Raw genomic sequence first — 19,223 nt, forward strand, 5'->3', positions numbered from 1 at the left:
TTGATCCTCCTCGTGCCTCCTCCAGACACACGGGTATCATTTGCCTTTTTGAAGAAGCGATCAACCTCTACTTTCGCGGCGGACGGGACTCCTCCTTTGCAGAAGTGCCAACGGCACGCCCCGTGCTCGAAAGGCATCATTCCATAGCCCTGCTCTCCACCTGCATCTGGACATGCTGCCTGCGTGGACTATTGTTCCCGATGATGCGCTGACCGGAAGCCAAGGGCGAAGGCATTGCCGCTAGCCATCATTGTCTTCGCAATCTTGGAGGATCCGCATGAAACAGGCTCTTGTAATCCTACTTCTCGGCTTATCTGCAGCAGGCTGCACGCAGACCGAACGGGGTGCGGCAGTCGGCGCCGGCGCGGGTGCCGTCATTGGCGGGCTTGCCACCGGCGACGTCCGTGGAGCCGCAGTCGGCGCGGCGATCGGCGGCGTCTCCGGTGCACTCATCGGGTCGGTTTCCGAACAGCCAGGCCAGTGCTATTATCGTGACCGCTATGGACGCCGTTACATCGACGATTGCCCGCGCGGATACTGATCGGGACTCACTTTTCACGCAAATGTTGCCCCGGAGCACACTCCGGGGCATTTCTCTTGTCGATGTCCATTGGAATTATGACAAAAGGTATTCTTCTCGGCCGTTTGCCGCTACATAGGCAGCGGGGCTGACAGCAACATCGGCACAGGCAGGCGACGAGTAAGCGTTGAGCAAAAGCGTGTTCAGAGGCAAGGCAGGAGGAGCCGACAAGCTGAGGCGAGCAGCATTGCTTGTGGCGTCGTCGAGCGTCCTCGCTCTCTGCTCCATATCGGACGCACATGCCCTGAAGCTCTTTGGCATCACCCTGTTCGGCGAAGACGAGGAAGAGATCGAGGTCATCAATCCGGTCGCCTATAATGCGACGATCGATACGGGGACCACCGACGAAAACCTGGCTGAACGTCTCCAGAACGCAGCCTCGCTGGTAAACGACGATGAACAGCCGGTCTCCGGTGATTTGGGTCTTGTTGTAAAGGCGCGGGAAGATCGAGACCGTCTCGTAGCCGTTCTCTACGAAGACGCACGCTACGGCGGCACCGTGCACATCACGATCCAGGGGCGAGATCTGGACGAGCTTCCAATCAACCCCACCTTCGATCACACCCAGCCGGTGCCCGTCACGATCACTGTCGTGCCCGGTCCACCTTTCGCGCTTGGCTCGGTGAACTTTGAGGGCGCCGCTGCAGGTCGTAACCCTGCCGACTACGATCTAATCGTCGGTGAACAGGCCGGATCGAGACTCATCCTCAAGGCCGGCGAGCAGCTTCTGGTCGACGTGAAGGCGGGAGGACGTCCGCTTGCACGCCTGACGGAGCGTCAGGTCACGGCCGATCATCCGACACAGACGGTGCATGTTGCCCTGGGGGTTGCCGGCGGACCGGTTGCCAATCTCGGCCCTGTCGCGGTGAAGGGTGCGCGCACGGTCGAGCCGGATTTCATCGCCAGCTATTCTCGCCTCGACAAGGGCGACCGGTACTCGCCGGAACAATTGCGCAAAGCTTCCGAACGCCTTCGTGAACTGGGCGTCTTCGGGAGCGTCACGATACGCGAAGCGGATTCGTTGACACCAGAGGGAACCCTGCCGCTCACCATAGAAGTCTCGGAGGGCAAGCACCGATACTTTGGGTTTGGGGCACAGTACTCCTCACTCGATGGGGCCGGCCTCCAAGGCTACTGGGGACACCGAAACCTGTTTGGCGAAGCGGAGTCCTTGCGGATCGAGGGGGAAGTTTCGGGGATCGAGGCAACGACCGAAGTTGAGACATTCAACTATGCGGTCGGCATCACCTTCATCAAGCCCGGCGCTTTCGTTCCTGAGGCGACGTTCGAAGCACGCCTTCAGGCCCTTAGCGAAAGCCCGGACACCTACGAGGCTCAGTCCGTCATCGGATCCGCCTCGATTTCTTACGAGCTGAACGAAACTGACGTGCTCAAAGCGGGTGGAGAGATTGCTTGGATCAACACGGACGATGCTTTCGGTAAGAACGAGTATCTTACCTTCGCCGTTCCTTTCTCGTTCGAACGTGACGCACGAGACAACAAGCTCAATCCGACCGAGGGATATCGTACTACTCTTGCCGCGAACCCGACCTATGAGGCGTTCAACGGCAGTGTCTTCTCTTCGTTCGAAGGGTCGATCTCCGGCTACCTTGGCTTCGGGGAAGATGACAACGTTGTTCTGGCCGGTCGTCTGGCCGCTGGTACGCTCATCGGCGGAGATCAGTTGAGCGACATCCCTGTCACCCGCCGCTTCTTTGCGGGCGGCGGAGGCTCCGTGAGAGGATATGCCTACCAGGAAATCTCCCCTTACAATGATGCCGACGAGGCCCTCGGAGGACGCTCCTACGGCCTTGCTTCCTTCGAGGTGAGAGCAAGGATCACGGAAGATATCGGAATCGTCCCTTTTATCGACGTGGGAACGGTATCGACCGAATTGGTGCCTGATTTTTCCGATATCCGTGCAGGTGCTGGCATCGGCATCCGCTATGCGACTCCGTTTGGGCCGCTGCGCCTGGACGTTGCTCTGCCCCTTCAACCCTATGAAGGCGGCAGCAAATACGGTATCTATGCCGGCATAGGACAAGCCTTCTGACTGGCAGGCTTTCGACCCACCGTAGTGCAGAATAGGCGTGACGCAGATGGTTCGCTTGCTGAAATGGATCGCGATGATTGTAGGGGCCGGCGTGGCCATCCTGCTCCTGATGGGGCTGGGCGTCGTGCTATTTGTCGGCCTCACCCCCGTCGGCGGCAAGATCGCGGCCGAACGGATCTCGCAGATCATTTCGACGCCCGACCGCAGCATCAGCATCTCGCGTCCCGAAGGTTTGTTGAGCGGCGACCTCCATCTTGATGAACTGACGCTTTCCGACAGCCAAGGCCCCTATGCGCAGCTGAGCGGCATCAACGTTGACTGGTCCCCGACTGCGCTCTTGAACGGCGTCTTTCGCGCAGAGAATGTCTCGGTACGAGACATCGACGTATTGCGGGCACCGGAGCCCGCTGAAGTGACCGAACCGGTGAAGAGTGAATCTGGCTCTGGCTTCTCCCTGCCGGTCGGCGTCAAGGTGGCTCAGATCGACATGCCCGACATTGACCTCGGCCCGGCCCTCAGCGGCCGCGATTTCTCGCTGTCGCTACAGGGCTCTATCGATGCTACCGGTCCTGACATTTCCGTTGACCTGCAGGCAAGGCGCAAGGACGAGCCGAATGCCCGCGCATCCGTGGACCTGCTCTATGCTCCGGAGGACAATCGTCTTTCGGTTGACGCTACCGTTTCAGAACCAGAAGGCGGACTGCTTGCCCGGCTGTTGCGTCTTCCCGGTGCACCGGCGGTTGATTTGGCGCTTCAGGGTGAGGGACCGCTGTCGGACTGGAGCGGCGACCTGACCGGCAGCGTCAGTGGAGAGCAGGTGATCGACGTCAACGCTAGGCACATGATGCTGCCCGACGGCAGCCGCAGCATCGCGGTCACCGGCGGCGGCCAACTGGCTGAGCTTCTGCCACCGGCGCTGCGTCCCCTGTTTCAGGGGACCACGTCGATTGATGTCGCTGCTAACGTCAACCCTGCCGGACGCATCGGTATCGATAGCGGCGAAATTACCTCGGATGCCGTAAGCGTCGTGGCCTCGGGCGTCTGGAATCCCAGCGGCGACAACAGCCTTACCGCGAGCTTGACAGGCACCAATGGCCCAGTCGAAATTCCTTGGCCAATCAACGGGCATCAAAGCCGATTTTCCGTCGATACAGTGAACCTGACGCTGAACGGGGCGGCGACTTCGGCGCGACTGAGCGCAACCGCAGCGATCCCTGCGGCCGAATTGCCGTTCGGCAGCTTCCGTGAAATTCGGCTGCAGGCGGAAAGCGAGGATCTGAACATCGCTCAGAGAGTAGGCAGCATCCGGACTCGTCTTCGTATCGGACAAGCCGAGTTCGCCGATGAGCAATTCGCTCGGGTTGTCCAAGGCCCGATTACTCTCGATGCTCCTCTGCGGCTCGACCTCCCGGCGATCGGTCTTGATGCCGCAACTTTCGACAGTGGGCGCGTAAGCGGCACAGTCAGCGGCGCCTACAACACCGCCACCCAGCAGGTCAGCGGCAATTTCCGCCTGACGGCGGATCCCGCCGCTCTTCCGCCGACACTCGCAGGGCGGTTTGAGAACAAGATCACCGCGGAAGGCTATGTTGAGCGGACGGGTGAAGGAAACATCACGGTCGAAAACATCGTACTCACGTCCAACGCGATCGAAGTGCATGGCAGCGCCAGCCTGCAAGACAACCAGGTGAATGCCAATCTCGCCGGTCGCATTCCCGAAATCGGGCGCTGGCTGGAGAATGCCGGCGGGGCAGCCGGGTTCGAACTCTCAGCGCAAGGGCCACTCGATGCGCTTTCTGTAGACGCCGTCGTCAACTCTGCCGAGGCGCGACTGGCGGGGCGGGCGCTGGAGGACCTGCGGGTGACGGTAAATGGAACCGCTGACCCGCAATCTCCGAGCGGAGAGATCGCCGCCACGGGCACGATCGATGGCCAGCCGCTCCGCATCAATGCCGATCTTGTCTCGTCCGACGGCAGAACAGTTGCTCCGGAGATCGAAGCCGAAGTCGGTCCGAATCGTTTGAGCGGCGCCTTGAGCTTCTCTCCGGGTTTCGTCCCAGAAGGCACGATCAATTTTGAGTTCCCCGATGTTTCGCTCCTCGCAGCCCTTGCTGCGCAAGAAGCGGAGGGGGACCTGAACGGCAGTGTAACCTTCACGAAGGGCGAGGACGCCACTTCAGCAACCGTTCAGGCGACCGGCAGCCGCATCAGCCGGGGACCGCTGGCCGTCGTAGAACCGGCGGTGGACCTGACGATCCCGGACATCTCGCAGCTGGCGGCAGACGGAACCGTTCGGGCGGCGCGTATCGGGACGGAGGCGGCAGCTGTTACCGCACTCGATCTCGATTTCAATTACGAGAATGGCGCCACTGAGGTCGACCTCGAGGCTCAGTACGATGATGCCCCGCTCACCGCCGAGGCGACGGTCCGTACAGGTGAAGAGCTAACGGTTGCGCTGCAGAGTTTTGCTGCGGCCCCCCGCGGCATCCAGCTCCGTCTTGCGTCTCCGACCACGGTCATTGTCGTTGATGGCGGCGCGCGCCTCTCCGACCTGACGCTGGCGACGGGTGATGGCGTGATCAGCGTCACCGGAACGGTCGGCGAGGCGCTCGATGTGCAGGCCGAGATCGACAGGCTACCCGCGAGTCTGATCAACACGTTTGTGCCCGCCATCAATGCCGCCGGAGCCATCTCCGGTACCATCAGTGCAGAGGGATCCCTGACGGCACCCTCCATCCAATACGATCTCGAATGGTCGGAGGCCCAGCTGCAGCAGACGAGGGACGCAGGAGTAGGTCCTCTGGATCTCCGAGCATCAGGCAGCTTCTCCGACGACACTCTCGTATTGGAGGAGACGCGTCTGGCAGGCGGTGGCGGGCTTGACGTTTCGGCAGATGGGCGCGTGGTGCTCAATGAGAACGCGCCGCCGACGCTCGACGTGAACGCCAGGCTAGGCTCGGTGCCGGCAAGCCTTGCCAATGCATTCGTGCCGGCACTCGGCGCAGGCGGCACAATTTCAGGAGAAGTGGTGGCAGGCGGCACACCGCAGCAGCCGACAGCACGCTATGACCTGACCTGGTCCGACGCGGCAGTGTCACAAACAACCTCTGCCGGCCTGTCGCCGCTCCAGGTCCGCGCCACGGGAGAATATGCCGGGAATAGCGTTACTCTCAACACGAGCCTTTCGGGACAAAGCAGCCTCTCCCTTTCCGGAGGAGGGACGATCTCGCTGACAGGCGATCGATCGTTGGACCTCAACTTCCAAGGCCAGATTCCCTTCGAGGTTCTCGCGGGGCAGTTGGCCAACCAGGGCTTTGTTTTGGAAGGAACGGGCAATGTCGACCTGTCCGTCAGTGGCACGCCCTCGGCGCCCTCCATAACAGGCTCAGCAAGCGCTTCAGGTGCAAGACTGATCGATGTCCGTCGCAACATCGCGATCGAGGACCTCACCGCCAACGTCACGTTCAACGGCAATCAGGCGGTGATCTCCAACCTCTCCGGCGAGCTCGCCACCGGCGGCAACATCAGCGTCTCCGGCACGGTTGGCATCCTGCCCGGCTCCGGCTTTCCGGCCGACCTCACGATTGCACTGGATGATGCAACCTATGTTGACGGCTCGATCGTCTCTGCCACAGCCGACGGTACGCTGACGCTGACAGGCCCGCTGACCGGAGGCCCACTTCTCGCCGGTACAGTGACATTGGACGAAGCGGCAATTGCTGTTCCGGCGAAACTGCCGACGTCGCTTGCGGAAGTGGACGTCCGCCATCGTCGCCCGCCGCCCGCTGTGGTGAAGCAGGTCGCCAAGCTGCAGCCGGAAAAGGCGGAAGGTACCTCCGTTCCTCTTGGCCTGGACCTGACGCTCAACGCGCCGAGTGGGATCTTCGTACGCGGCCGTGGGATCGACGCCGAACTGGGAGGCGATCTGACCATCACCGGCACGACGGCTGCACCCATCGTTTCCGGCGCCTTCGAGATGCGGCGCGGCCGCATCATCATCCTGACCAAGCGGCTCGACTTCACGTCGGGCCGCATCACCTTCGGCGGCGGCCTCGTTCCTGTTCTCGATCTCGAGGCAACCACGACCTCGGCTCAGACCACGATTACCGTCAATGTCGAGGGGCTGGCAAACGACCCGGATATCAGCTTCTCTTCCTCGCCCGCTCTTCCTCAGGATGAAGTCCTTGCCCGTCTGATCTTCGGCCAATCGATATCGCGCCTGTCGCCGCTGCAGATCGCGCAACTCGCCGATGCCGTCAGTCAGCTTGCCGGCGGGGGCTCCACGTCACTGCTGCAAACGCTACGAAGTAATCTGGGCGTCGATGACCTGGACATCAACACCGACTCCACAGGCCAAACCACGGTCTCGGTTGGTCGCTACCTTAACGACCGAACCTACCTGCAGCTTGAGCAGGGTGGCGCGGCGGGTACTCAGGCCACCATCAACCTAGACATTGGCCGAGGCGTGAAGCTAAAGGCTGGGGCCGGCACAGAAGGCGGAACTGCCGGGATTTTCTATGAACGCGAGTACTAAGCCAGGCGACAGACGTTCGCTTTCGCTGTCTTCTCCACACTCCATTGCGTTCACCAAATCTTCAGCATGATTTCCGGTCATCGCGTCGCCACCTGAACCGAACGCGGTCGAACTCGTTTGTGGCGTGCGATCGACGTGAGCGTTCGCTCCCTAGGCTGGCGGCGTGTCGGACACTCCAAAAGTTTGACGTTTTGTTAAGGCCCAACGGCTAATTCTTGCCTAAGGCTTTTGACTAGCGAGCGACGGAGCTTTGGCGCTGATCTCTATGATGGAGGTTGTTGGTCGAGCCGACAGGCATTTCGAGCACGTCCCCCTTTTCGGAGCAACCATATGCCGTTTCTTTCGCTCGGCTCGGATCGCGCTGCTGTCCTCGCCGCCTTTTCAAAGTCGCAGGCCATCATCGAATTCGATTTGTCCGGCCACATCCTCAACGCCAACGGAAACTTCTGCAACGCGATCGGTTATGAACGGGCGGAGATCGTCGGTAAGCACCACAGCATGTTCTGCGAACCTGCCCTTGCCGCTTCACATGAGTACAGACAGTTTTGGGCACAGCTTGCGGCCGGCGAGTCCTTCTCCGGCGCCTTCAAACGCATTGGCAAGGGCAACAGGGAGATCTGGATCCAGGCCTCCTACAATCCCGTTTTTCGGGGCGGTAAAGTCGTAAAAGTTGTGAAGATCGCCAGCGACATCACTGGCGCGAAGATGAAGGCAGCGGAAGATCAGGGCAAGATAGAGGCAATCTCCCGTACTCAGGCCGTGATCGAGTTTACACCTGCCGGAGAGATCATCACTGCCAACCAGAACTTTCTAGACTGTCTCGGCTACCAACTCTCTGAGATCATCGGCCGCCATCATCGCATGTTCTGTGAAGCGTCGCTCAGCGAGAGTGAGGACTACCGTCAGTTCTGGCGGGAGCTTTCCCAAGGCATCCCGAAGTCCGACGAATTCAAGCGTATTGGTAAGAACGGCAGGGCCGTGTGGATCCAGGCATCCTACAATCCTATCCTCGATGCCGACGGCAAGGTCTTCAAGATCGTTAAGTTCGCGACCGACATCACCGAACGCGTGCGGGCGGTCGATGAAGTTGCGACTGGCCTCAAAGGACTGGCTGAAGGCAACCTGACTTGCGACATCGAAAAGCCGTTCATCCCGAGCCTCGACAAGATCCGCGTCGATTTCAATGCGGCGATCGCAAGACTGCGGGATGCAATGCGCACTGTGGGCGAGAACGCCGAAGGCATTGCCGCCGGTTCCAGCGAAATCCGCCAAGCCTCCGATAGTCTGGCGAAGCGGACGGAACAGCAGGCGGCCGCGGTGGAAGAAACCGCTGCGGCTTTGGAAGAAATCAGCCGAACCGTTGCCGACAGTGCAAAGCGTGCCGAGGAAGCCGGCTCGCTGGTAGGCAGAACTCGCAAGGACGCAGAGCAATCCGGTGAAGTGGTTCGAAACGCCGTCAACGCCATGGGGCAGATCGCAACCTCCTCTAAGGAGATCAGCAGCATCATCGGCGTAATTGATGAAATTGCCTTCCAAACAAACCTGCTCGCGCTCAACGCCGGAGTAGAAGCCGCTCGCGCCGGTGAGGCCGGCAGAGGCTTTGCCGTTGTCGCCCAGGAAGTGCGAGAGCTTGCGCAACGGTCCGCAACGGCGGCTCGAGAAATCAAGACGCTGATCACGACCTCCACTGAACAGGTCTCCCAAGGTGTCTCGCTCGTCGGTCAGACCGGCAAGGCGCTGGAGGATATCGTAGAGCAGGTGATAGAAATCAATGCAAACGTGTCCGCCATCGTAGAAGCGTCCCGCGAGCAGGCGACTGCGCTGCGGGAGGTTAGCCAGGCGGTCAACACAATGGATAAGAACACGCAGCAGAACGCGGCCATGGTTGAGGAAACGACAGCATCAAGTCATAGCCTCGCCCGCGAGGCACAGGATCTGCGCGATCTTCTGGCGCGGTTTAGATTTGGGCAACAATCTTCGCCTAAGGTGATCGCATCGCATCACGACGTGAAGCCGAGCGCCTCACCGGCACGACAGCTTCAGGGCCGGATTGCCCGCGCTGCGTCGAGCGCCGCCTTGCTCCAGGCACCGGAGAGTTGGGAAGAATTCTGATGACTACGACAACCAGTTCTGCGAACTACGGCGGTGAGACACTTGAGATCATTGCATTCCGCCTGCACGATCAGGAGTTCTGCGTAAAGACGACAACCATTCGCGAGATCCGCGGATGGGCACCGTCGACACCCATCCCGCACGCCCCTTCGGACGTCATCGGAGTGATGAACCTTCGCGGATCCGTTATCCCGATCATCGACCTCGCACAAAAACTCGGCATGAAGAGCGCGGTCGCAACGGAACGGAGCGCTATCGTAGTCGCGGAAGTGCACAACATGGTCATCGGCATGCTGGTCGACCAGGTTTCAGACATCCTGACGATCCCTTCGAACCAGGTTCAGCCCGTGCCTGAAATTTCAGCCTCGTTCGACAAGTCCTTCTCCGAAGGCATCATTGCCAATGAGCACGGAATGATCTGTTTCCTCAATCTCGCCAAGATGTTCAAGGGTTCCGAAGTGGAAGATATGGCGGCCTGAGCTTCGCCAGTTCCTCCTTCCGATCGTGAAAAGGCCGCCCATCGCTAGGCGGCCTATTCTTTGTTGCTTCTCCCACGTCAGCCGAAGATCGCCAGGCTGCTCTTCAGCGTCACCCACACGCCCCACAGCAGCGGAATGCCGACAACGGCCCAGGCGGCAAGTGCCTTGGCGTCCATACCACCCTTGCCGATCCCGAAGGAGCCGGTCGGGCCGGCATTGGCAGCCGCCGTCTTTGCCTGCAATGAGGCAACATCTTCCTCGGACATGAACCACTTCTCTGGGAGAGGCCGGATGAAGGCGTTTGCGATCAAACCAAGCGCCAGCATGCCGGCAAGGATATACATCGTGCCCGTATAAAGCGCCGGTCCCGGTGCAACACCGGCAGCGATCTGGGCCTCGCGTATGTAGTTGACCACCACCGGGCCAACGATGCCGGCGGTTGCCCAAGCGGTCAGCAGACGGCCGTGGATCGCGCCGACGAATTGCGTGCCGAAGATATCGGCGAGGTAAGCCGGGATCGTGGCGAAACCACCGCCATACATCGACAGAATGATTCCGAAGGCCAGCACGAAGAGCGCCTTGCTTCCCATATCAGCAAGTGTGGGCGCTGCTGCGTAGAGAATGATGCCGATGACGAAGAAGGCAAAGTAGGTATTCTTTCGGCCAATCTTGTCGGAGAGCGACGCCCAGAAGAAACGCCCACCAATGTTGAACAGCGACAGCAAACCAGCAAACCCCGCGGCGATCGCCGCAATTTGAGCCTTTTGGCCCGCGTCGAGCTGCGAGAAGGTCATATCGGGAAGGCCGATCAGCGAACCGGCGAAGATCTCCTGCAGCATCGGCGAAGCCATGCCGATGACGCCGATACCAGCCGACACGTTGAGGCAGAGCACGGCCCAGATCAGCCAGAACTGCTTCGTCTTGTGCGCATCGCGCAGATGTACGTGACGGGTGGTGATCATCGTGTTCTTCGTGACAGGCGGCGTCCAGCCCTCCGGACGCCAGCCGGCTGGCGGAATGCGGTAGCCGAACGCACCGCCGACCATGAACACGAAGTAGATGATCGCCATCGTGACGAAGGTCTGCCAGACGCCGACCGAGGTATCGGTCTTGAAGGTGTTCATCAGGATGTTGGCGAGTGGGGCGCCGATCATCGCACCGCCGCCGAAGCCCATGATCGCCATGCCGGTCGCCATGCCACGCCGGTCCGGGAACCACTTGATCAGCGTCGAGACCGGCGAGATATAGCCGAGGCCGAGACCGATGCCGCCGATCACGCCCGCGCCGAGCCACATCAGCCACAGTTGGTGCGTCATCACGCCAAGCGCAGCGACAACAATGCCGCCGCACCAGCAGCAGGCTGCAACGAAGCCGGCCTTGCGCGGACCCGCCCGCTCCAGCCACCCACCCCAGATCGCCGCCGAGCAGCCGAGAAGAACGAAGAACAGCGTGTAGATCCAGCCGAGGTCGGCCACGCGCCAGTTGCAGGTCGTGGTAAAGAGTGCGCCGATGAGGTTCATGTCGGCACAGGCGGCCGGCGTATTGGCGCCGAGCGCGCGCGACAGCGGCAGCCAGAAGACGCTGAAGCCATAGGCCATGCCGATGCAGAGATGGATTGCCAAAGCCGCCGGGGGCACGAGCCAACGGTTGAAGCCTGGTTTTGCGATGATGCGTTCTCGATCGAGAATGCCGGGCTCAGCCAGCCCCCCCGCCGTTGTTCCTGCGACTGCCATTCCAATCCCTCCTGTGGAAAATAGGCCTCACAATTTCCGCAAGCAGAACCGGCGTCCCTGCCGGCGCTGCCTCTTATACAGCGCTGTCAGGCACACTCGGCTCTGACAGCGATTCTCCTGCAATGACGCCCTTGCCGCCCTGCGCGCCGTGTGCCGCGTCTTGTCCCACTCCGACCCCGCTGCCGACTTTGGCATCCGGGCGGCGGATCAGCGTGGAAGCTTTCATCACCAAGGGTAGCAGCCCCTCGCCGCCCCTATCGATGTGCTCGAACAGGTGCCGACGCATGCGCGGCTCCCAGAACTTGTTGATATGGGTCGCGACACCTTCGGCCTGCACATCCTCGGGTTGCGACAGGAAGAAGGTGGCGATCTGGTTCGCCATCCGGATGAGCTTCTCGTGCGTCTGGTCATGCGACATGGGTAATGGCTTCCGTGTTGATGCGATCCGCGCGGGTGAAGATCTCGAAATCATCCCCGCGTGCCAAGGCGACCAGGGTCAATCCCGCCTCCTCCGCCGTCCGCACAGCCAGTGCTGTCGGCGCCGATATGGCGATCAGGATTGGGGAGCCGAGGATCGCCGCCTTCTGGACCATCTCGACCGAAATCCGGCTGGTCACCACCACGGCACCCGAGGCACCGTCCAGACCAAGAGCCGCGACGGCACCGATCAGCTTGTCGAGCGCGTTGTGCCGTCCGACATCTTCTCTGACGGCGACAAGACCGCGTCCCGGCACAAAGAAACCGGCACCGTGCACGGCACGTGTCTCGTGATGCAGCGGCTGGGACTTGCTGAGGCTTTGAACGGCATCGGAGATCTGCTTGCCCGTGAGCTTGAGCAGGAGCGTCGAGAGCTGCGGCACCGGGCGCATCGCCTGATCGATGGATTCGATGCCGCAAAGCCCGCAGCCCACAGGCCCGGCCATGTGCCGGCGACGCTGGCGCAGCGCCTCTTCCTTGTCCTCCACCAGCGTGATCTGGACGTCGAGCCCCTTCGTCTCTTCGACGACCTCAACCCGCTCAATCTCGCTGATGGACGAGATGATGCCCTCCGTCACGCTGAAGCCGCGCGCGAAGTCTTCAAGATCCGCCGGCGTGCCCATCATCACCGCATGCGTCGACCCGCCATAGGAAAGGGCGATTGGCACTTCTTCCGGGACGATCCGCATGTCCTCGCGGATCCTGCCGTCACGGCATGCGATCTCCTTCACAGCTGTCTTCGGCTCGAAAACCCGCACCCGCCAATCCTATTCCGCTGCTTCCATCTTGCCCGCAATCCGACGGGCCCGCCGGGTCAGTTCCTCGTAGTCCTGCTGCCACTCGGTCGGACCATTGGATGGCGACACTTGGACGGCCGTGACTTTGTACTCCGGACAGTTGGTCGCCCAGTCGGAGAAGTCGGTGGTGATGACATTGGCTTGCGTGTCGGGATGGTGGAAGGTCGTGTAGACGACCCCGGGTGCGACGCGGTCGGTAATCAACGCACGAAGCGTCGTATCGCCTGCGCGGCTGGCGAGCCTGATCCAGTCGCCATCCTTGATGCCGCGCTGTTCCGCATCGTGCGGATGGATCTCCAAACGGTCTTCGTCGTGCCAAACGACATTTTCCGTCCGCCGGGTCTGAGCGCCGACATTGTACTGGCTAAGGATTCGTCCGGTGGTGAGCAGCAGCGGGAAGCGCGGACCCGTCCGCTCGTCCGTGGCAACATACTCTGTACGGATGAACTTGCCCTTGCCGCGAACGAACCCGTCGACATGCATGATGGGCGAGCCGACCGGGTACTTCTCGTTGCAGGGCCACTGCACCGAACCCATCGTTTCGAGATAGTCGTAGGACACGCCGGCAAAGCTCGGTGTGGTGGCCGCGATCTCGTCCATGATCTGCGACGGGTGCGTATAGGTCCAGTTGAGCCCCATGGCTTGCGCCAGCTTCTGAGTCACTTCCCAGTCGGCATAGCCGTTCTTCGGGCTCATCACCTTGCGGACGCGGTTGATACGGCGCTCGGCATTGGTAAACGTGCCATCCTTCTCCAGGAAGGTCGACCCCGGCAGAAAGACATGGGCGTAATTTGCCGTCTCGTTGAGGAAGAGGTCGTGGACGACGACGCATTCCATCGCGGCAAGGCCGGCGGAAACGTGCTTGGTATCCGGATCGGACTGAAGGATATCTTCGCCTTGGATATAGATGCCCTTGAACGTCCCCTCGACGGCGGCATCCAGCATGTTCGGGATGCGCAGGCCCGGCTCGTTGTTCAGCGTTACGCCCCACATCTTCTCGAACGTGTCACGCGTCGCATCATCGGAGATATGCCGGTAGCCCGGCAGCTCGTGTGGGAACGAGCCCATGTCGCAGGAGCCCTGGACATTGTTCTGACCGCGCAGCGGGTTCACGCCGACGCCCGGACGCCCAATGTTTCCGGTCGCCATGGCAAGGTTTGCGATTGCCATGACGGTGGTCGAGCCCTGGCTGTGCTCGGTGACGCCGAGACCGTAATAGATCGCCCCATTGCCGCCCTGGGCATAGAGCCGCGCCGCGCCCCGAATGAGTTCGGCCGGCACACCAGTGAATTTCTCCGTTTCCTCGGGGCTGTGCTGCGGCTCGGCGACGAAGGCTGCCCAGTCCTGGAATTCGGACCAATCGCAACGCTCGCGAATGAAGGCCTCGTCGAAGATACCTTCCGTGACGATGACATGCGCAAGAGCCGTCAGAACGGCAACGTTGGTGCCGGGCTTCAGCGGCAGATGGTAGGCAGCCTCGACATGCGGCGTCTTCACGAGGTCGATGCGCCGCGGATCGATAACGATGAGCTTTGCGCCCTGGCGCAGCCGCTTCTTCAGGCGTGAGCCGAAGACGGGATGCCCATCCGTCGGATTGGCGCCGATGACCACAACCACGTCGGAGTGCTCGACCGAGTCGAAGTTCTGCGTGCCCGCCGACGTGCCGAACGCTTGCCCGAGGCCATAGCCGGTCGGCGAATGGCAGACACGGGCGCAGGTATCGACATTGTTGTTGCCGAAGCCGGCGCGGATCAGCTTCTGGACGAGGAAGGTTTCTTCATTGGTGCAGCGCGACGAGGTGATTCCGCCGATGGAGTCGCGGCCGTACTGGTACTGCAGCCGCTTGAATTCCGAGGCCACATGCGCAAACGCCTCTTCCCAGGTTACCTCCCGCCAGGGATCGGTGATCTTCTCGCGCACCATCGGGTTGAGGATGCGGTCCTTGTGGTTGGCATAGCCATACGCAAACCGACCCTTGACGCAGGAGTGGCCGCGGTTGGCCTGTCCGTCCTTGTAGGGGACCATGCGCACCAGTTCCTCGCCGCGCATCTCCGCTTTGAAGGAACAGCCGACACCGCAATAGGCGCAGGTGGTAACCGCCGAATGCTCCGGCTGGCCGATCGCGATCACCGACTTCTCCGTCAGCGTGGCGGTGGGGCAAGCCTGGACGCAGGCGCCGCAGGAAACGCATTCGGATTCCAGGAAATGCTCGTGCATGCCGGGCGATACACGGCTGTCGAAGCCTCGCCCTTCGATCGTCAACGCGAAGGTTCCCTGCACTTCCTCGCAGGCACGCACGCACCGCGAACAGACGATGCACTTGGAAGGATCGTAGGTGAAGTAAGGATTGGACTCGTCCTTCGGCATCCACTTGACGTTGATCTCGCCGTTGTTGCGCGCCTTGACGTGGTTGTCGCCCTCATAGCCGTAGCGAACGTCTCGTAACCCGACAGCGCCCGCCATGTCCTGCAGTTCACAATCACCGTTGGCCGCGCAGGTGAGACAGTCGAGCGGATGGTCGGAGATGTAGAGCTCCATCACGCCCTTGCGGATCTGCTTCAGCCGCTCCGTCTGCGTATGAACCACAAGCCCGGGTGCCACCGGCGTGGTGCAGGACGACGGGGTGCCATTCCTGCCGTCTACCTCGACAAGGCAGAGCCGGCAGGAGCCAAAGGCGTCCACCATGTCAGTGGCGCACAGCTTCGGAACCTGAATGCCGGCCTCCATCGACGCCCGCATGATCGACGTCCCGGCGGGAACAGTGACTTCGCGACCGTCGATTGTGAGAGTAACCTGCGCTTCAGAGCGGGAGGCTGGTGTGCCGTAGTCGATTTCGTGGATCAGGGACATTGTCTTTACTCCGCCGCTTCGACGAGGGGTGTTGGGGCGAAATCATCGGGGAAATGCGTCATCGCGCTCATTACCGGGTAAGGCGTGAAGCCGCCAAGCGCGCAAAGCGAACCGAACTTCATCGTGTTGCAGAGGTCGGCAAGCAGCGCCTTGTTCTTCTCCGGCTCGATGCCCATCGCGATCTTGTCGGCCGTCTCGACGCCGCGAGTCGAGCCGATCCGGCAGGGCGTGCACTTGCCGCAGCTTTCGATCGCGCAGAATTCCATGGCGAAGCGGGCCTGCTTCAGCATGTCGGCCATCTCGTCGAACACGACGACGCCAGCATGGCCGATCAGTCCGTCTTTCGCTGCGAACGCCTCATAGTCGAATGGTGTGTCGAAGAGAGCCCGTGGGAAATACGCCCCCAACGGCCCGCCGACTTGCACCGCCTTCACCGCTCGCCCGGTCGCGGTACCGCCACCTATCTCCTCGACGATCTGCCCGAGCGTCAGGCCGAACGCCGTTTCGAACAAACCGCCGTACTTGACGTTGCCAGCGATCTGGATCGGGATCGTCCCGCGCGAGCGGCCCATGCCGAAGTCGCGGTAGAAGGCTGCGCCCCGATCCAAGATGACGGGCACCGAGGCGAGTGAAATGACGTTGTTGACGACGGTCGGGCGGCCGAGAAAGCCTTGCAGTGCCGGAAGCGGCGGCTTTGCCCGGACGATGCCTCGCTTGCCCTCTAGCGAATTGAGGAGCGACGTCTCCTCGCCGCAGACATAGGCGCCGGCGCCGGCGCGGACCTCCATGTCGAACGCATGACCGGAGCCCAGGACCGATGGCCCGAGGATGCCCGCGCCGCGTGCAATCTCGATCGCCTCGTTCATGGTCTGGATTGCGTGCGGGTATTCGGAACGGGTGTAGAGATAACCCTTGGTCGCGCCCGTGGCGAGACCGGCAATAATCATGCCCTCGATCAGGACGAAGGGATCACCCTCCATGATCATCCGATCGGCAAACGTGCCGCTATCACCCTCGTCGGCATTGCAGACGATGTATTTCTGCGGGCCAGGAGCATCCGCAACCGTTTTCCATTTGATCCCGGTCGGGAACCCTGCGCCGCCACGACCGCGCAATCCGCTGTCGGTCACCTCCTGCACAATCTCCGGTGCGGTCATCGAAAGCGCCCGCTCTAAGCCTTTTAGACCCTGATAATGACGGTAGTCATCCAGCGACAGAGGATCGGTCACACCACAACGGGCGAAGGTCAGGCGGGTCTGCTGACGAAGGAAGGGGATTTCCTTCGTCAGCCCAAGACAGAGAGCGTGGTCTCCACCGTTGACGAATCCTGCCGCGAAAAGGCTCGCCACGTCGCTTGCGCGAACCGGGCCATACGCCATCCTTCCTGCCGAAGTGCGCACCTCAACGAGCGGCTCCAGCCAAGCCATTCCCCGCGAACCGTTGCGGACGATCCTCGCATCGAGACCTCGCAGCTCTATTTCCTGTGCGATGGCCGTTGCGACCTTGTCAGCGCCAAGCGCGAGTGCCGCCGCATCACGCGGCACGAATATGGTGACGGTCATCGGCGCACCTCCGCAACGATTTCGGCAAGACAGTCTTCGTCGACGCGACCGTAAACCTCGTCATCGAGCATGGCGGCCGGAGCGCAGGCGCACAGTCCGAGACAATAGACTGGCTCCAGTGTGACCGCCCCATCCAGCGTTGTTTGATGGAAGTCGATGCCGAGCAACTGCCGCAAGCGATTGGCCACCGCGTCAGCGCCCATGGACTGACAGGCTTCCGCCCGACAGAGCTTCAAGGTGTGCCGCCCCGCAGGCGCATCACGAAAGTCGTGATAGAATGTAACGACGCCATGCACTTCGGCGCGCGAGAGATTGAGTTCGTCGGCGATAACCGGCTTCACCTCTTCTGGAATAAAGCCGAACTCGTGCTGCATGGCATGAAGGATCGGCAGCATCGGCCCTTCGAGGTGCTTGCGTTCCCGAATGATCGAAAGAGCGCGCTCGGCATAAATGCCGCCGGCAACGTGCACATTCATATCCAAGCCTCCCGCTGAAGGATGCGCTCCCATGGCATCCTTCCGACGCATCTATGCGTCCACTGTATGCACAGGGTGAATTCGGGACCTCGGGGGGTCAATAAAGGTGTTTCGTTACGCGATAGAAAAAACCTATCAAACCAAATCGACAGGTTTGAGGCTGCGGGCCTGGTGAAGAAGCGCGGATACGAGGGGCGTAAACGGCTCCCGATGCGTCGCGACTAGTCCGACAATATGGCTAGCCTCCGGCTCCACGATCGGAATCGTCTTGATTTGCTTCGCAAAACCAAACGACTTGGCAACATTTCGCGGCATGATGCTTGCCCATTGGCCGGTGCCGACGTGCGAGAGGAGGACGACCATCGAGTTCGACTCCAGCGTCGGCGCGATCGTCACCCCTGCATCTGCAAGGTGCTGGTTGATGATGCGCCGGTTCTGCATGTCCGGTGTCAATAGGCAAAGCCGAACGTGCGCCATCTCATGCCACGTCACGGAGTCATGATCCGCATAAGGCGTGCCTTCTGCCGTCACCAGCGTGTAGCGCTCGGCATACAAGGGCACGCTTGTCACTCTCCCCAGCGGCTCGTTGTCGAGATAGGTGATGCCGGCATCGATCTCGAAGTTGTCGAGCTGGCTCAAGACCTGCAGCGAATTTCGGGAGACCACGGAAAAGGTGACATCAGGATGCTTCGCCTGGAAAGGCTCCGTCAGGCGCGGGATCATCGCAAGCGCTGTCGGGATCGCAGCAAGGCGGATATGGCCTGAGAGACCGGTCTTGGCTGCGCGCATCTCTTCGCGCATGGTCCTTGCATCGCCGACGATGCGCTTGGCCCACTCCAGCACCCGCTGCCCTTCCGGGGTAAGCCCCTGGTAGCGGGACCCGCGCACCACAAGCACGACGCCCAGTTGATCCTCAAGTTGCCTGATCGCGGCGGAGAGGGACGGCTGCGATATGCCGCTTTCCTCCGCGGCACGGCCGAAATGGCCTTCGCGCGCGAGCGTAATGAAGAACTCCAGCTTGTCGATCATGAGTGTAAGCTCCCTTGCGTAGAGAACAGCAAGCCGCTGGCAAGAAGGCAACAAAAAAGGCGGCCAGAGGCCGCCTTGAAGAAATCGATCTCAGCCGGGATCACGCCGGGAGGATCGCACCGTTGAGGTTGGTAAGCTCCGCCAGATACTGCTCGAGCTTGGTCTTGTGCTCGTGATCCGTCGCAGCACCGGCATCCGCCTGCGCCGCTTCAATCCGTGCCTGCAGCGTTTCCCGTGTCACGTCCGAAAGCGGCAGAGCCGATTCGGCCAGAACCGTGCAGCCGGTTGGCAGGATATCGGCGAAACCGCCGAAGACGACATATTTGCTGTCCTGGCCTGAGGCCAGCTTCACGGTAACGACGCCCGGCTTGATGGTGGTCATCGTCGGCGCGTGATTGGCAAGAACCGTCATCTCGCCCAGCGTCGCCGGGATTACGACTTCGGTCACCTTTTCCGACAGGAGAAGGCGCTCCGGAGAAACGAGTTCGAAATTGAAGGCGTCAGCCATGTCGGATCACTTCTTCACGTGTTGCATGCAATG

At 61.2% G+C, this 19,223-nt stretch carries 12 protein-coding genes and 1 pseudogene; 5 read left to right on the forward strand and 8 right to left on the reverse strand.

All coding sequences use genetic code 11. The features are described from left to right. Positions 1-277 precede the first annotated feature (277 nt). From LXM96_RS08095 to LXM96_RS08115, 5 genes and pseudogenes are all read left to right on the forward strand, one after another. Positions 278-541 (forward strand): glycine zipper domain-containing protein, encoded by a 264-nt coding sequence (locus LXM96_RS08095; protein WP_239997892.1) that lies wholly within the window; start codon positions 278-280, stop codon positions 539-541. Between the two features lie 166 nt (positions 542-707). Then, positions 708-2,633, forward strand: a complete 1,926-nt coding sequence (locus tag LXM96_RS08100; protein ID WP_449619157.1) for an autotransporter assembly complex protein TamA — start codon at positions 708-710, stop codon at positions 2,631-2,633. A 3,301-nt stretch (positions 2,634-5,934) separates the two neighbouring features. After that, positions 5,935-7,167: pseudogene (locus tag LXM96_RS21985) on the forward strand (translocation/assembly module TamB domain-containing protein); the annotation flags it as partial. A 330-nt stretch (positions 7,168-7,497) separates the two neighbouring features. Next, positions 7,498-9,279 carry a methyl-accepting chemotaxis protein gene (locus LXM96_RS08110; RefSeq protein WP_239997893.1) on the forward strand — a complete coding sequence of 594 codons (1,782 nt, stop codon included), beginning with the start codon at positions 7,498-7,500 and terminating at the stop codon, positions 9,277-9,279. Continuing rightward, positions 9,279-9,758, forward strand: coding sequence for a chemotaxis protein CheW (locus LXM96_RS08115; protein WP_239997894.1), 480 nt, complete (start codon positions 9,279-9,281; stop codon positions 9,756-9,758). The genes LXM96_RS08110 and LXM96_RS08115 overlap by 1 nt, the downstream gene beginning before the upstream one ends. Positions 9,759-9,835: 77 nt before the next feature. Here LXM96_RS08115 and LXM96_RS08120 read toward each other — a convergent pair whose 3' ends face one another. The 8 genes from LXM96_RS08120 to LXM96_RS08155 form a co-directional block, all read right to left on the reverse strand. Beyond that, a complete protein-coding gene (locus tag LXM96_RS08120) occupies positions 9,836-11,491 on the reverse strand; it encodes an OFA family MFS transporter (RefSeq protein WP_239997895.1) in 1,656 nt (551 codons plus the stop codon). Positions 11,492-11,564: 73 nt separating this feature from the next. Beyond that, entirely contained in the window at positions 11,565-11,909 is a 345-nt protein-coding gene (locus LXM96_RS08125) for a formate dehydrogenase subunit delta (protein WP_239997896.1), read from the reverse strand. Next, on the reverse strand, positions 11,899-12,726 hold the full coding sequence (gene fdhD / locus LXM96_RS08130) for a formate dehydrogenase accessory sulfurtransferase FdhD (protein ID WP_394801917.1): 828 nt from the start codon (positions 12,724-12,726) through the stop codon (positions 11,899-11,901). Before fdhD ends, LXM96_RS08125 begins: the two co-directional genes overlap by 11 nt. 9 nt (positions 12,727-12,735) lie before the next feature. Beyond that, positions 12,736-15,615: a formate dehydrogenase subunit alpha gene (gene fdhF / locus LXM96_RS08135; protein WP_239997898.1), complete on the reverse strand. Its 2,880-nt coding sequence runs from the start codon at positions 15,613-15,615 to the stop codon at positions 12,736-12,738. 5 nt (positions 15,616-15,620) lie between these two features. After that, complete coding sequence (locus tag LXM96_RS08140; RefSeq protein WP_239997899.1) at positions 15,621-17,177, reverse strand: formate dehydrogenase beta subunit; 1,557 nt, start codon at positions 17,175-17,177, stop codon at positions 15,621-15,623. Continuing rightward, positions 17,174-17,653, reverse strand: coding sequence for a formate dehydrogenase subunit gamma (locus LXM96_RS08145; protein ID WP_239997900.1), 480 nt, complete (start codon positions 17,651-17,653; stop codon positions 17,174-17,176). The genes LXM96_RS08140 and LXM96_RS08145 overlap by 4 nt, the downstream gene beginning before the upstream one ends. 135 nt (positions 17,654-17,788) lie before the next feature. Then, positions 17,789-18,682, reverse strand: coding sequence for a LysR family transcriptional regulator (locus LXM96_RS08150; protein ID WP_239997901.1), 894 nt, complete (start codon positions 18,680-18,682; stop codon positions 17,789-17,791). Positions 18,683-18,782: 100 nt separating this feature from the next. Further along, on the reverse strand, positions 18,783-19,190 hold the full coding sequence (locus LXM96_RS08155; RefSeq protein ID WP_239997902.1) for a F0F1 ATP synthase subunit epsilon: 408 nt from the start codon (positions 19,188-19,190) through the stop codon (positions 18,783-18,785). Positions 19,191-19,223: the final 33 nt, after the last annotated feature.

Source organism: Rhizobium halophilum (assembly GCF_021648825.1).
In the GTDB taxonomy this organism is placed as follows: Bacteria; Pseudomonadota; Alphaproteobacteria; order Rhizobiales; family Rhizobiaceae; genus Neorhizobium; species Neorhizobium halophilum.

Bases quoted from the DNA above. Each gene is read 5' to 3' on its own strand.
- LXM96_RS08095 (WP_239997892.1), top strand. From the start codon at position 278: ATGAAACAGGCTCTTGTAATCCTACTTCTCGGCTTATCTGCAGCAGGC.
- LXM96_RS08110 (WP_239997893.1), top strand. From the start codon at position 7,498: ATGCCGTTTCTTTCGCTCGGCTCGGATCGCGCTGCTGTCCTCGCCGCC.
- LXM96_RS08115 (WP_239997894.1), top strand. From the start codon at position 9,279: ATGACTACGACAACCAGTTCTGCGAACTACGGCGGTGAGACACTTGAG.
- LXM96_RS08120 (WP_239997895.1), bottom strand. From the start codon at position 11,491: ATGGCAGTCGCAGGAACAACGGCGGGGGGGCTGGCTGAGCCCGGCATT.
- LXM96_RS08125 (WP_239997896.1), bottom strand. From the start codon at position 11,909: ATGTCGCATGACCAGACGCACGAGAAGCTCATCCGGATGGCGAACCAG.
- fdhF (WP_239997898.1), bottom strand. From the start codon at position 15,615: ATGTCCCTGATCCACGAAATCGACTACGGCACACCAGCCTCCCGCTCT.
- LXM96_RS08140 (WP_239997899.1), bottom strand. From the start codon at position 17,177: ATGACCGTCACCATATTCGTGCCGCGTGATGCGGCGGCACTCGCGCTT.
- LXM96_RS08145 (WP_239997900.1), bottom strand. From the start codon at position 17,653: ATGAATGTGCACGTTGCCGGCGGCATTTATGCCGAGCGCGCTCTTTCG.
- LXM96_RS08150 (WP_239997901.1), bottom strand. From the start codon at position 18,682: ATGATCGACAAGCTGGAGTTCTTCATTACGCTCGCGCGCGAAGGCCAT.
- LXM96_RS08155 (WP_239997902.1), bottom strand. From the start codon at position 19,190: ATGGCTGACGCCTTCAATTTCGAACTCGTTTCTCCGGAGCGCCTTCTC.